This is a genomic window from Vibrio sp. 11986-1-5 (genome assembly GCF_963878025.1).
GTDB classification, from domain to species: Bacteria; Pseudomonadota; Gammaproteobacteria; order Enterobacterales; family Vibrionaceae; genus Vibrio; species Vibrio injensis.
In genome coordinates, this window is record NZ_CAWNVW010000022.1 from 205,396 (window position 1) to 220,211 (window position 14,816).

The 14,816-nt window shown below is 45.5% G+C and carries 11 protein-coding genes; 3 read left to right on the forward strand and 8 right to left on the reverse strand.

Annotated features, from left to right (window positions below):
• Positions 1 to 69 precede the first annotated feature (69 nt).
• Positions 70 to 294 (forward strand): hypothetical protein, encoded by a 225-nt coding sequence (locus AACS00_RS06830; RefSeq protein WP_004395197.1) that lies wholly within the window; start codon positions 70 to 72, stop codon positions 292 to 294.
• A gap of 86 nt (positions 295 to 380) precedes the next feature.
• On the opposite strand, the gene AACS00_RS06835 is transcribed toward AACS00_RS06830, so the two are convergent.
• The 6 genes from AACS00_RS06835 to AACS00_RS06860 all read right to left on the reverse strand — a co-directional run bounded on the left by AACS00_RS06835 (position 381) and on the right by AACS00_RS06860 (position 10,684).
• A complete protein-coding gene (locus tag AACS00_RS06835) occupies positions 381 to 926 on the reverse strand; it encodes an MSHA operon transcriptional regulator (protein ID WP_110166905.1) in 546 nt (181 codons plus the stop codon).
• A gap of 236 nt (positions 927 to 1,162) precedes the next feature.
• Positions 1,163 to 2,932, reverse strand: a complete 1,770-nt coding sequence (locus AACS00_RS06840; protein WP_072669183.1) for an ABC transporter transmembrane domain-containing protein — start codon at positions 2,930 to 2,932, stop codon at positions 1,163 to 1,165.
• Between the two features lie 2 nt (positions 2,933 to 2,934).
• Complete coding sequence (locus tag AACS00_RS06845) at positions 2,935 to 4,677, reverse strand: ABC transporter transmembrane domain-containing protein (RefSeq protein WP_072669182.1); 1,743 nt, start codon at positions 4,675 to 4,677, stop codon at positions 2,935 to 2,937.
• 610 nt (positions 4,678 to 5,287) lie between these two features.
• On the reverse strand, positions 5,288 to 8,092 hold the full coding sequence (locus AACS00_RS06850; protein ID WP_110166906.1) for an Hsp70 family protein: 2,805 nt from the start codon (positions 8,090 to 8,092) through the stop codon (positions 5,288 to 5,290).
• 58 nt (positions 8,093 to 8,150) lie between these two features.
• Positions 8,151 to 10,052 carry an Hsp70 family protein gene (locus AACS00_RS06855; protein WP_110166907.1) on the reverse strand — a complete coding sequence of 634 codons (1,902 nt, stop codon included), beginning with the start codon at positions 10,050 to 10,052 and terminating at the stop codon, positions 8,151 to 8,153.
• The gene (locus AACS00_RS06860) at positions 10,052 to 10,684 is read right to left on the reverse strand and encodes a DUF2760 domain-containing protein (protein ID WP_072669176.1); all 633 of its coding nucleotides are present in this window, start codon (positions 10,682 to 10,684) and stop codon (positions 10,052 to 10,054) included. Before AACS00_RS06860 ends, AACS00_RS06855 begins: the two co-directional genes overlap by 1 nt.
• Positions 10,685 to 10,992: 308 nt before the next feature.
• Between AACS00_RS06860 and AACS00_RS06865 the strand changes: the two genes are divergently transcribed.
• The gene (locus tag AACS00_RS06865; RefSeq protein ID WP_110166908.1) at positions 10,993 to 11,523 is read left to right on the forward strand and encodes a 3'-5' exonuclease; all 531 of its coding nucleotides are present in this window, start codon (positions 10,993 to 10,995) and stop codon (positions 11,521 to 11,523) included.
• A gap of 116 nt (positions 11,524 to 11,639) precedes the next feature.
• A complete protein-coding gene (locus AACS00_RS06870; RefSeq protein WP_110166909.1) occupies positions 11,640 to 13,715 on the forward strand; it encodes a methyl-accepting chemotaxis protein in 2,076 nt (691 codons plus the stop codon).
• A gap of 141 nt (positions 13,716 to 13,856) precedes the next feature.
• Here the strand turns inward: AACS00_RS06870 and AACS00_RS06875 are convergent, their stop codons facing one another.
• Entirely contained in the window at positions 13,857 to 14,306 is a 450-nt protein-coding gene (locus AACS00_RS06875) for a tellurite resistance TerB family protein (protein WP_110166910.1), read from the reverse strand.
• 130 nt (positions 14,307 to 14,436) lie between these two features.
• Positions 14,437 to 14,784 carry a hypothetical protein gene (locus AACS00_RS06880; RefSeq protein ID WP_072669172.1) on the reverse strand — a complete coding sequence of 116 codons (348 nt, stop codon included), beginning with the start codon at positions 14,782 to 14,784 and terminating at the stop codon, positions 14,437 to 14,439.
• Positions 14,785 to 14,816: the final 32 nt, after the last annotated feature.

Sequence of the window (14,816 nt, forward strand, 5' to 3'; positions counted from 1 at the left end):
AGTATTTGCGCTTGACAAGCCTAGAGGCTGAGCTATGCTGGTTATATAACCAGTGGTAAGGAGGTCTCTATGTTGTGGGAAACATTAGAACGCGTTAACCGCCTACGCCAACAGGCGATATCAAACCCTGAGTTCATTCAATCCGCTAAAGAACATGAGCAAACGTTAAAACACGTTGAGCAAGAGTTCGAACCCAAACGGCGTCGAAAAGCCAGAGCCAACAAAGTCAAAGCACTGGCTGATATTTATCAACAAACCGAATTTAGTCATAACCCTTCCGGTGTACAACACTGATCTTGTATTCCACTCAGCCTGTTAAGGTTGAGTGGATCACTGACTTTCTACCGTTCACGTTAATGGTTTACTGCAAAACGTTTTGATTAACCAGAGCTTTTCACAAAATATGGATTGGTCTGTGTTTTCTCAGAACCTAATTCTGAACGTACTATGCGATTCCACAATGCCGAGTTAAATTGTCCTTTCGGTATCGAGGGGTAGAGGGTTTCCAGTTCTTCTTGCGCAAAACGGATAAACTGTTTTTTCTGTTGTTGATTATATTTGTTCAGTACAAGGTTGTATTGCTTAATCCACTCGGTTTTAAACGCACGTAAAGTCGGTTCAGCTTGCTCAAGAGGTAAACTGGACAGATAAATTCGTTTATAAGCTACTTTTCGATCGATCATAGTGAGCATCGTTGTTTGGATGTATTTACCATGATGGGTAATAGAAATGTTCTCGACAGAAAATGGCGTTAAACACCACCCTCGAGGCAAAAAGTTAGCTTGGCGATACTGTTGGTTACGTATCGTCAGTGCTTGGTGTAAAACAATATCGGAAGTACCACGAAAGGTCGACTGCCATTGACCTATACGAACTTGTATTGAGCCGGGGAGGCGAAATACATTCATAAATTTATCTGCGTTCATAGACATATCATACAACTGCTTTACTTAAGGTGATCTATCCTTCCGATTGGGTTTTGAGCTGAACGGTGAGTCATCATGACAGCCGACTATCATACCGTAATCATTGATAAGATAGCGAGTATTTTGTCATTAGTGATGGTGTGTTTCAGTCGCGATTCGATGAAAGGGAATATGTTGGATTACTTGACGAGGAAAATGGCGATGCAGCTTCGATTGGTGATCGAGGCTGCATAGGATTAGCAAACTGGTTCGAGAGGTGTTTGATGCTCAATATCACGAAGATGTTCACCTACTTGCTGCATTTTATACATTTGTGCGTAACGTCCTTTTTGAGCCAGTAATTCTTGATGTGAGCCTTGTTCGACCAGTTCACCATGATGCAAAACTACAATCTTATCGGCTTCCATAATGGTTGATAGGCGGTGGGCAATCACCACTAAGGTCATGTCATGACGTAATGCATGGAGACTACGTTGAATTAATGCTTCCGTTCCTGAATCAATATTGGCTGTTGCTTCGTCTAAGATAAGTACCTTAGGTTTAGCAACTAAGACTCGAGCCATAGCTAATAACTGTTTTTGTCCTGCCGAGAGGTTAGTTTGGCCTTGTCCCAATAAAGTCTCTAATTGTTCGGGATAATGTTGAATTTGTTCAGCTAACCCAACTTGATGTAACGCTCGCCAAATTGATTCATCACTGATCTTGCGTCCAAGAGCCACGTTATCACGTACGGATGAGGGCAAAACATGAGGATCTTGTTGCACCATAGCGATGTCTTGCCTTAATACTGCTTTATCTAAGCTATCGATAGATCTTCCATCAATTAATAATGCATTGTGTTCTACAGGATAAAAGCCCATCAATAATGAAGCGATGGTGCTTTTGCCACTGCCCGTATGGCCGACTAAAGCGACAAAGTTTTGATGAGGAATCGTCAAGTTAATCTGCTTGAGTACAGTTTGTTTACCATCGTAACTGAATGAAAGGTTATTGAAGCTGATCGCACCACTGGCTAGTGGTCGGTTATCTGTTCCGTAGGTTTGTTGTGGCGCATCGATCATCTCAAAAATTCGTTCACTGGCAACTAAGGCTTGCTGTAATAACGCTAATTGTTGGGTCATTTCGATTAGCGGTTCGGTTATTCGTCCGAGGTAACTAATAAAGGCGTAAAGCACACCAACACCGATCAATTCAGTGCCACTAAAACCAAAGATAGCCACTAAGGTCAATAACGCTATACCAGCCAACAGATCCATTAATGGGCGAAGAAGAATGCCATTTAAGGTAATCACCTTTTTACCAGCATTGAAATGCTCGGCAGTCAGTTGCTTGAACTGTTGGTTAAAACGTTGTTCTTGGCGCATTAACTGAATCACACTCATGCCTTGAATCGATTCACTCATATTGCCATTAATATCGGTCAGAAGATCTCGCATGACTCGGTATGCGGGGGTGCTGAGCTTTTGGAAAAGAAACATAAATCCAACGACGATAGGTAAAAGAACCAGTACCACTAATGTGAGCTGCCAACTGAGTAGCCACATCACTACCAGCATCACAGAGATCATCACCATATTTCTGATCACTGAAGCGATCAGCAATTCATAAAATTGCTGTAGCGATTCGGTGTCGTTCGTTAACCGTGAGACGAGCTTGCCGGTTGGAGTATAGTCAAATGCAGCAAGGGGCTGTCGAAGGACACTGTTAAACGCTTGTTTTCGAATGGTTTTAATCACCCCTGTGGCGACAATATTAAATTGAATACTTTGCAGATACTGAAAGAGTGCTGAGCACAGGGTAAGACCAAGGTAACCTGCCGCTAATAGAGTTAATGCTTGCTGCGAATAATCTCCTTTAGCAATGTGTTCATCGATAAAGTGTTGGATAAGCCAAGGCCCGCCCGCATTCGCTACAGCGGCGATGAACAAAAACAACAGACCAATGATCATCGGTTTGGGTTGTGAAAGAGGGTAAGTAAACAGGCGTTTTATGGTTTGCTTTCTCATGTTTATTCTCCCTCAATCGCTTGAGCCAACTGTTGATATTGATACATTTCTGCATACCAAGCGTGATTGGCAAGCAATGATTGATGCCGACCGCGTTCGGCTATTTTTCCATGGTTAAGGACAATAATTTCATCGGCTTTTTCCAAAGCCGTTAAGCGGTGAGCAATGATAATCAAAGATTGCTGCTGGTTACTCGTTGCAAGGTTACGCAAGATGGTATGCTCAGTACGTCCATCCACCGCTGATAATGCATCATCGAGAATCAATATTTCAGCATTCAATAACATCGCACGTGCGATCGCGATGCGCTGTTTTTGCCCTCCAGATAACGTGATGCCTTTTTCTCCAACCTCGGTATCGTAACCCGCCGGAAACTTCAAAATATCGTCATGAATACAAGCCAGTTGTGCCGCTCGATAAACCTCTTCCTGAGTGGCGCTCGGACAACCTAGGGCAATATTGTCAAATATCGAACGAGAGAATAGAAAAGGCGATTGGCTCACCACGGCAAATTTACTGCGCCATTGATCCAATTTGGCTTCTTTTATCCGCACATCACCATAACGAATCTCCCCATGTTGTAACTCTTGTTGCCGCAGTAGTAAGGCGACTAAGGTCGATTTACCGCTGCCCACTGGGCCAGCAATACCCAACATAGCCCCGGGTTTTAGAACGATATGACACTGTTCTAGAGTAGCGGGAAGTTGTTCATCCCAATGAAATTGCTCGATATGAATTGTCAGAGATTGTGCTTTGTTTGGTAATGAATGAGTGCCACTAGTGATGCTGGGGGCTAGATCAAACACTTCTTGCAAGCGCTCCCATGCGGCTGAACCTCGTTCTAAGATATTAAATAAAAACGCAAATGCTAACATCGGCCAGATCATCAGACCGAGGTACATAGTGAATGCAGTAAGATCGCCTAGGCTGATTTCCTGCTGTTCAACAAGGTAAGCGCCGACGCTGATACTGATGAAAAACGATAAGCCAATCGCTAATTGGATCGCCGGATCAAACCGTGCATCGACACGAGCAACAGCAATATTTTTATCCCCAGTTTCGTTGACCATCGTCTCAAAGCGCTGTTGTTCTTGGTTCTCTAGGCCAAATGCCCGCAACATACGCACACCATTTAATGACTCTTGAGTCATGTCGGACATATCAGAGAAAGCTTCTTGAGCGACTTTAAATCGCTGATGAAGGATGCGAACAATGAAAAAAATCGTCAATCCAAGAAAGGGCATAGGCAATAGTGCCATTAGGGTTAGCTTCCAACTGATTTGAGTACTCATAATGATCAGTACAGCAATACCGGTGATCAGTGAATCTGTCGCGGTAAGCACACCTTCGCCTGCCGTCATAACTATATTTTTCACGTCATTAGTGCCACGCGCCATGAGATCGCCGGTTTTATAGCGTTCAAAAAAACGTGGTGGCTGGTGTGAGAGGTGTTGATAGAGACGATTACGCAGAATACTGCCCAGTTCAAAACTGGCACCAAATAACCAAATCCGCCAGAGAATTCGACAACCATAGATAATAAGGATGACCACAAAGAGTCCACCCAGCCATTGTAATATTTCATGGCGAGTCATGGTGTTATCGACGATACCATCCACGATATGACCAACCGCTTTCGGTGTAATAAGCTGCATACTTGAAATAAGTACGAACAGTAAAATAGAACCGCAATAGTGTTGCCAGCGTAGCCTAAAAAACCAGCGCAAATGCCAAAATATTTTCACGACATTCTCCTAAATTATCGATAGCGTTTGGGGGGATTGGAGACATTCTCCTCCCTGATGATTTGATAGCGTCGAGATTCAAACATTTTGCTTTCCTAACGTGCGACGTTGAGGGCGCAGAAATAATAGCAACCAAAAGCGTGCAGATAATGTGGGGAATCACAGACTGATTTTTACGCGTATTAGTTGTGGTTGTTTCTTTGTCAATATTCAGCGTTATTCAATGCGTTCAACGCATTAGATACATTATCTACGGGGTGTGAACAGACGGTCCGTTTGTCATCTCAAGCCGTTTAGGGAGATTGAACCTACTATTATTATCCGATGGTCAATTAATACAAGATCAATTGTTACTAATGTTAAAAAACGGCATAAAACAGTGAATGAAAAGTTGTTTTAGCTTAAAAGATGATTGTCTATGCTAAATACCCGCTGTTTTACAGAGACTTAGCTGGTTATGAAATCAAGCTTGAATCTGATCCTCAGCAAACGACATTCACGATACGGCTCCCCGCTCATCCATAAACAGCGGTGAAAATACCAATATAATAAAGGACAGCTACCGCGACTGTCCTTTATCGATCTTAAACACCTTCGTCACAACTGACGATTAATGTTCAATCAGCTGTAGGCCATACGGTAAAGCATCACCAAAGACACGTTTTGACTCATTCGCGGAAAGCTCACTGACGCTATCGACCAGAGCTACCCATGCATCAGGAACCTTACTGTGTTTCAGTTTACTTAACACATCACGACGCATTGAATCACGAATATCAAACAAGCGATCACCCGTTTTACGGCACATCATCACGGTGGCAAAAGCAATCATCGGTTCTTGTTGCCAGTTTTGTTCAAGCAGAGTGGGTAACCATTGTTCGGCTTGTTCACGCGCAATGACCGAATGTTGACTTCCGTATAATAAGCTACGTGAGGCAAGTCGGCCAAATGCCCACCAGTGAGCTTGAGTAAAGCTCGTTTGGTTGAGAGCTTTACTTAAAAACCAAGAGGCGAGCAGAACTTTATCTTCAACATCCAGATGTTCTAACGATGCCGCGAGTCTTACCATCGCTTCGTAGCCCATCTCTTGCGCTACTTTCGCCGTTTGTGGGTTTTTCATCGCACCGGGATGCAAGTATTTAGCAATGTCGGCGAGAATTTGCTCCTGTTGAGCTTGATTTAGCCCCCCAGAGATGCGTCGCCAAAATACCCACCAATCACTCCAACCTTGTTGATTTTGAAACTGAATCCCTTGCTGATAAAGACTCCATACCTGATCGATGCGCCATGGGTCGGTGCTATCACCAAAACCAGGGCGCAACGTAAACCCGGCCAAACGTAGCCAATGTTTTTCGTGTGCTTCTGAACGGCGACGACGTTTACGACCTTGTGTGAACACATCAAATAAATGACGCAGGGTGGTAAAATCCCAGTCGTCACGTTTACCCAATTGTTTCTCAAGGGTTTTGGTTAAGGTTTTTATCTCGTTATTCGCTGCACTTTTGGTATTGCCGCTGTATAAACGAGCGATTAAAGCTTTGCATTCTGATAAGCGAGGATGAAGAGAAGCTGGTTGCTGCATCGCTTCGGTTTGCCGACGAACTTCAAATTCTAATTCCCAGCGTTTACTTTCATCGTCAACGTGAACACACTCTATTTTCAATGTACCGACTTCGGTTAACTGACAAGCAAGCTGTACTTCAATCCGTTCTTTTTGATTCGCATGTAAAACGCTCCCCTCACCGTCGAGGCTGATAATGTATGGCGGTAAAGGGCTCAATCGTTCGGGTTCAACCTTGACGACCATACCATTTTGTATGGGCGTTTTTTCATCAATAGCATCATAACTGGAGGTGAGAAGGTTAAAACGAACCGGCTCACCTAACGTTAACGAGAAGCGCCGACCCGTTAAACGGATCTCTTGTCCTTCTTCACTGCCTTTAGCGAGTAAACACAATGCCTTGCCTAAATGATTTTTTTCTGGAAGATGCAAGAAATACGAACGAGGTGAGCCGCCGCCAATTTTCAGTTGTGCGCCGCGTCGGGCTTTAGCAAACGCGACAGCACCAAGCGCCACTGCCCAATCAGGATGAGGATTATCTAACACCGTTATTGGCGCACCTCGCCAATCGGTCAGCAGTTGGGTAAGACGTTCAGTAATTAACGGGCTATTAAAAACCCCACCGTTGAGTAATAAGCCAACCGGTATGGCCGCTTGGTGAGCGGTCAGTTGATCGAGTGCTGAGATTGCTACAGATTGGTGCTGATGAAGAAATTTAGCAATATGTTTACTTACCGCAGGGTCGGCGACGTAGGGCAAGCCAAATTCGACGACCGCACGACGCCGCTTATCAGGCAACTGAGAGAATTCAGACCGTGGAAAGAATCCCTCCAGAGCAATCTGATGTACTTCTTGGCGAGTGAGTGAGACGCTTTTACTGCCGCCGAGCAATTTAGAACCGCTGCCGAGTAGGGTGATTTTGATGTTTTCTGGCGCATCATGAGAGAGTAATTGTTCTTTTGCTTGTCGGGTTTGCTGAATCAATTTACTCAGGCTCGCTGCACTCAGTTTTTGATTATTATTGAAGCGTTGTTCTGCGAGATGAGCGAGGGCAAGATCGACGTTATCACCGCCGAGCATTAAATGTTCACCGACACCAATGCGATTGAGGCTTAAGCTTTGCTGATGATTGACTTCAATTAAGCTCAGATCAGTGGTACCGCCGCCGACATCACAAACTAAAATCAACGGTAGATCACGCAGTTGTTCGCTGGCTGTAGCAGAGTGCCGAGCATACCAATCGTAGCAAACCGCTTGTGGCTCTTCTAAGAGGATGATTTTAGATAAGCCAGCTAATTGCGCTGCAGAAAGAGTGAGTTGCCGTGCTGTTTCATCAAATGAGGCTGGCACTGTGACCACAACTTCTTGATTTTCTAAGCGATCTCCTGGATGGCGGTGATTCCACGCTTGACGGATATGGTTTAGGTAACTGGCACTGGCAATGACGGGGGAGACTTTTTCGACATCGCTCGCTCCAGCCCAAGGTAAAATCGCGGAGTGTCGATCAACATTAGGATGAGATAACCAGCTTTTGGCACTCGCTACTTGGCGACCTTCAACTTTGGCACCGAGCGATCGAGCCCATTCACCAATGATCACCTGAGGAAGATCACCGCTGACCGGTTGATGTTGCCAAGGTAGGGTAAGATCAGCAATATTGACTTGATCGGCTGCCGGATGATAGCGGAAAGAAGGCAACAGTGGTTTACGCACTACCTCACCAGGACCAATTAATTGATCAATCTCGAACAGCGTCACTGGAGAATGCTGTAAATCTGTATTTAACTCGCAATACGCGACGACAGTGTTGGTGGTGCCTAAGTCAATGCCCACCAGAAAACGAGGAGATGTCATGACAACCTTTTTCGTTAATAAAAACGACACTCTGAAAGTGCCGTTTGGTAATGGATGACTAAGCGGTCGGTTGAGCCTCTTCACGCACATTGAACTCAACATGCCACGTTTGGCCATTATCCGCGGCGATAGCCTCAAGGCGCAAAGTGCCTAATTCAGTGACTCGGGCGGCTAAAGTGACGGGGACAATCTCACCTTCGCGACGGCCTTCTGATACTGGTAAGGTAACTTGAATTTCTGGCAGCTCTTCTAACTCATCCTCTTGCCAATGATCCAGATGAGTCCCTGCGATATCATCGCGGCGGGTTGTCGAACCAAAAAACTGAAAGTTAACCGGTTGACCAATCACCAAACCAAAAGTTTGGCTGGGGACGTCGACGTTCGAGCCTTCTTCCATGCCAAATGGCGCAACGCAGAGCGCCTCCATCGGTGGAGCCATACCGGGAATCGCTGGCATGGCGCTTTCAATGCCGACGTAGTAACTCGAAGCTATACCACCACGAATCCGTACCCCTTGACCACGACGTACGGCCCCATAATAAGCCGCCCCACTGGCAACCGCTAAGTCTAAATCAACACCAGTTAGGCGTTTAGCGATTGGAGCGCCAGCCTCGATTAACCATTGATTTATGGTGTCTTGCAAACGCTCTGCCAGAAGGGATGATTTTAACACCCCGCCATTAAACAATATTGCGGTTGGTTTAATAAAAGCGTTTGATGGTGATGCTTGGCCGGGCATACCACCAAGAAACGGGTTGAATTCTTGGTCTGTTGCCTCTGTGGTTGCGTTCGCTTGTTTGGCAAGAAATGCGGCAATATGGCGAGTAATTCCGGCATCTTGCGCATAAGGTAGGCCCATTTGGGTCAATGCACCACGGTTACGTTGCTGTGGATGATCATTAATCGTCACTTTAGGGAAGAAGCCCTCAACCAACATTTGTTGAACGTCGTGCTGCGTTAATTCGGTTTTCAAGGTGCTACCGAGCAGTTTGGATCCGCGACTTGGTACGACAATCGGCATGGCTTGCCGTTGATGGTCATTCAATAACGCTTCTTTAGCATCACGACAAGCGTGAGTTATGGCTTGCACTTGCCAAGGTTGTAGCTCTTTACCTTCTTTGGCTAGTTTCATTTTTAAATGGTAAGCAAGAGCGAGGTCCATATTATCGCCCCCAAGTAAAATATGCTCACCGACGGCGATGCGTTTTAAAGTTAATGTCCCTTCATCTTCGGTCACTTCAACCAGTGATAGGTCAGTTGTTCCGCCACCAATATCGACCACCAATACAATATCACCCACGTTGACCTGATCGCGCCATTGCTCATGGCTATTATCGATCCAGCTATACAATGCCGCTTGAGGTTCTTCGAGTAAAGTCAGATGGTGTAAACCAATATTCCGCGCAGCTTCAGCCGTGAGGTCTCGTGCTGCCGGATCGAACGAGGCTGGCACGGTGATAGTGACGTCTTGATCGCTCAGTGGATGATCGGGATGAGCGTGATCCCACGCCTGTTTTAAGTGTTCAAGGTAAAGCTCAGTAGCGCGGAGAGGGGATATTTTCTCGACTTCTTCGGGGCTACCAGCGGGTAAAAATGCTTCACGACGATTAACGCCGCCATGGCATAACCAAGATTTAGCACTGGCTACCAAACGAATCGGCGTTTTCGCCCCAAGATTACGGGCAATCGCTCCGACTAAGGCATGGGGTTTATCTGTCCACGGTAACACACGAGACGCAGGATTCATTTCGTGCTCATGGGGTTGATAGACAAAAGAACCAAGCTGATTGAGTGATTCGACGCTACCCGGTGCGCTAAGCTGGGGAATCGGCATGACTTGTACACTCGCGTGTTCGTTTCGTGTATCGCTATAAGCAATCACACAGTGAGTCGTACCTAAATCAATACCGACACTAAAAGTTGCTGATGATTGGGTGGAGAGATCGTGTTGATGTTCCATTATAGCTCTACCTCTGCTGGGGCAATGATCGAGGCATCATAATGCTCAGCCAGTTTTGGTAAATGAATGGCGCTGGCTTGCCAACCTTTGTGGATCAACGTACCTGTAAACGGTGCTTGTCCCGTTACATTGCCGACCAAACGAATCGCTTGCGAGTTGAAGCCTTGTTCAATGGTGATGCGTGTTTCTTCGTCTTCCGGACGAATCGGCACTAAAGTTAGATATTCTTTGAGAACTTTTTGACCACCCGAATGGATAACGCGAGCCGCTGCACCGACTTCTTCGTCAGAGAATGCGCTGAGTTCTTCTTGTAAAAAGTCAATGAATCGGGCTTCTTTTTGCAAAATAGCCAGCAATTGCAGTGCAGAGTCAGTCGATGTCGTGGCAAGTTTAGATTCAACTTCGACCACTTTCTCGACCACTTTTTCTACTTCGATAATCTTTTCGACTTCAATAATCTTCTCCACCGGTTTTTCCACTTCGACGATTTTCTCAATCGGTTTTTCAACGAGGGTTTCTATCACACGCGGTTTACGAAGAATCAGTAATAAAACAAAAAATAGACTCAAAATAGCAAGGACAGCGTGGAGCATGTCGATAGTGGTTGGCATAGCGCTTAAATCGAAGTTCATGATGAATTCTCAATATTAGGTCTAACAAATACAGCGTGCTGCGGTATTTTGATGATCAGAATAGCTTGATAAATAAGGGCAGATATTAGCATATTCAACCGATGAGGCATGGTTAAATCGGTGTTTTCAGGGGGAGAGAACGACTATTCGTTCGCTTTTTAGGCGCTTAACGTGGTGATTTGCTGAGTTTGTCGACAATCGTTTTAAAATTGCGGCAACCAATCATGGTGTTACGGTTTAATCGTCGAGTTTTGGCAGAGAGTTGGGTAATATTTGCAGCTAGTTGAGTCTAATCACGGAATAAGCGAATGAACTACAACCGAGTGGTGTGTTTTGACCTTGAAATGTGTTGTTGGAATGAGAATGGTGTCGGCACTACCGGAGAGATCATCGAAGTGGGGTTGGCTGAAATCGATCTCACCGCGGGTAAAATTGTTAAGCGAGCTCAATATTATGTACAACCAGAGCAGGATAAAATTTCTGAGTTTTGCGTTGAACTAACGGGTATTACTCCGCGTACAGTGGCTAAACAAGGACGCCCATTGGCCGATGTGTTGCGTTCGATGGTGAAAAATTTTGGAGGCAGTAAGAAGATTTACGCGTGTTGGGGAAGAGACGATTTGATCTTAGCCAAAGAGTGCGCTGAAAAAGGTCTGCCCATGCCGATCCACGAATGTATCAATTTAGCGACATTATACCGTCTTCAACATCGTTTAAAAGATAAACGAATCGGGCACCGAGCAGCGCAAGAAGCACAAGGCATTGATTGGGAAGGGCGACAGCATTCCGGTTATGTGGACGCTTATAACCTCGCTAAACTGGCACTAACCATGCTTTAAAGCTGGTTTTTGCGTTGTTTCTATGGCAAATCTCTCAATAAAAACGCGATGACAATGCTCAAAGGAAAAATCTGACTTAAACTGGAAGTAATCAATGGATAAGTAAGGTTATCAGGATGAAATTTACCAGTATTCGCCAACAGGTTTTAACCTTCAGTGTGTTAGCCCTTCTATCAATTACTCTTGCGGTGATTGGTTTTAGTTATCATAGCAGTCAAGCTTTATCCGCTTCTGTTAATCAACAGGTTGATCAAGAGCTGCGTCGTCAAGCGTTGCAAAATATGCAACTTATCGCCAATCAGGAGGCGTCTGGAGTCAAAAGTCGTTTTGATCAAGCAATGCTGATCTCACAGTCGTTATCGAGTAGCTTAGAAGGTGAACGACCTTCCCGTGAAGTGGTCACCGAGATGCTGCGCAGTGTTTTTCTTCAGCACCCCGATCTGCTGGGTATTTATACTGGCTGGGAAGCGCATCAATTCGATGGCGATGATATTTTCTCTCTCGGGTTACCGCATAGTAAAGATAATGGTCAATTCGCCCCTTATTGGAACCGTTCAGCTTCGGGGCAATTAGGGATGCGCCCACTAGGCAATATGTACGATAAAACCGTCTCTGCGACAGGTGTACGTAATTCTGAATGGTATTTATGCCCTATCGAAACGGGCAGAAATTGCGTGATTGACCCAGCGAGTTACGATATCCAAGGGGTACAAACCTTATTGAGTTCTTTTGTTTCCCCCGTGATGGTTAATGGTAAAGCGGTTGGTATGGTTGGCGTCGATTATTCGTTAAACTTCCTGCAACGTATTGCTGCTGATACCCAAAAGCATATTGACCGTCAAGCGCGAGTGATCATCCTCAGCCCGAAAAATATCGTGAGTGCCGATAGTTCAGAAGCCGGAAATGTTGGTAAAGCCCTCCAGCAGACGGGTGTGGCTCCACTGATCAGTAAGCGTGTGGTTGGACAAAGCCGGATTGAAGATAATTCCGTGATTGCATCAGCACAGTTTCGTGCTCATGGCGTGAATGATCATTGGGAAGTTATTGTTATCCTGCCCGTTTCTGTAGCACTAGCTCAAGCCGCTGTGATTTCGCAGCAGTTAGATCAGGGCTTCTCCGCTAACCTTCAAGGCCAGCTTTGGGTCGGTGGTTTACTCATTCTACTAGGCATTATCGCGATGTGGATTATGGCATTGTCAATCAGTCGTCCGATTCAAAAGCTGGTCGGTTTGGTTGAAAAACTCACCCAATCTGGCGGAGATTTAACTCAAACGATTAAAATTGATCGCCGTGATGAAACCGGGCAATTGGCTCATCATTTAAATACCTTTGTCGGTAATGTTCGTTCGATAGTCTCTGATGTTGCACAACAAATGGAGGGTTTAACCGAAAGTACTCAGCGTTCGGCTTCTTATGCGAAACAAGGGGTCGATCAAATTCGACATCAACGAGCAGAAATCGAGCAGGTGGTGACAGCAACCAATGAGATGTCCTCTACCGCACACAGCGTTTCTGACAATGCTCAAGAAACCGCCAGCGCGGTGACTCAAGCTCAGCAAGAAATTAACCAAAGCCAGCGCGAAGTTGAACAAAGTGCTGAAGGATTGAAACGTCTAGCTAATGATCTTCTCAAATCTGCGCAAGAGATAGAAGAGCTGGAAGCGCAAAGTGAGCAAGTGGGGTCAATCTTGGATGTCATTCGAGCCATCTCTGAGCAGACTAACTTATTAGCATTAAACGCAGCGATCGAAGCGGCGCGTGCTGGCGATCAGGGACGTGGTTTTGCCGTGGTGGCTGACGAAGTGCGTAACCTTGCCACGCGCACCGCGCAGTCCACCGATGAAATTCAAACCATGATTGATACTTTACGTCAGCGCAGTAAAAAAGCGGTGGCCACAGTGAATGAAAGTCGTGAACAGAGTAATAACTGCCAAGCGTTATCACAACGTGCTGTCGATGCTTTAAAAGAGGTTCGCGCGCAAAGTGAACGTATTCAAGACATGGCGCATCAAATCGCTACCGCAGCAGAAGAGCAGGCGGCGGTGACTGAAGAGGTTAATCGCAATATTGTGGCGATTAATGATGCGGCGAATGAAATTGATAATGGTGCCAGCGCGGCGAATCAAGAGAGTCGCGACGCGGCGAATCGGGTGAGTGCGGTGAGTTCGCGTTTAAATCAGTTTAAATATTAACGAACGGTCTTAGAGGCCTTGATGGGTGTATTTATTGCTTAGCTCCCATCAAGGTCATCGTGGAATTCAACATTAAAGAAAGTAAAAACAGCAAACAAATAAACCATCAAGCGAAGGTCGCGTTAATTCGAGAACTTCGCTTTATTTTTTCGGATTAACAACCATCAATTTCGCGCGAATAAACTGACTGTGGTCAACGTACAGTAACTCGGCCGTTTTACGGATCACCACATCCTCCAGCGGATCAATTTCGCCATCGGCGTGGGCCACTTCCCACATCGCTTTTATTAACTCAAATCGTTTATCTTGGGTTAGATCTCGCAACTGGGAAGTAAATTCATACAGTGATGCCGATTGGCGTATTTGCTGCTCAGCACGGGTAATCAAAGCTTGTGCTTCATTCTCTTCTACCGCGAGTAAGCGTTGCAGTAAGGCTAGCTTAGCTTGTCGTTCTGTGGGGGTTATTTTTTGATCTGAGCCAGCGACCTCGCTTAATAAACAAGCGATAGCAAAATTAGGGCTAGGAGAGGGTTGACTTAGATCTTGCCCGTCGAGGAGTTGTTTAAATAAGGCGGTAATAGTATTAAACATAAAAAACCTTTTCTGTATGCGCTATCGGTGAACCCTAACTATTGGAGGAGAAAATGGAGCCACAGTTCCCTTGTCGTTACAGAATAGGGTGAAAGAGAGTGGTGATTTAAGTGGTGAACCATTCAAATACCTAGAGTTCCCAGTCACTGACCATTTCGACAAACTCTGAACTGCTTTGTTCATGGGCAAGCAGCAGTAGGGCGACCAAGGCTTCAACCTGAACGCTCTGCGGATTAGGTTCATTGAGCAATTGAGTAATACGCTCGCGGATCAGATTAATTTCATGCTGGACAAAGCCGCGGCCTTCTTCTTCGCCTTCTCCTTCTTCAGGAGCATTATCAAATTGCAAAAACAGCATATCGTTATCATGCTGAGTGCCGACTAAACGTTCGGGCAGCCAAAGTTCTCCCATAACGACTTCAGGGTCACAATCAGCAGGCAGATCATCCAATCTCAGTTTCAGTTCAGAAGCTTTCACAATATTTTCTACTTGGTTAGGTATCTTTCTAT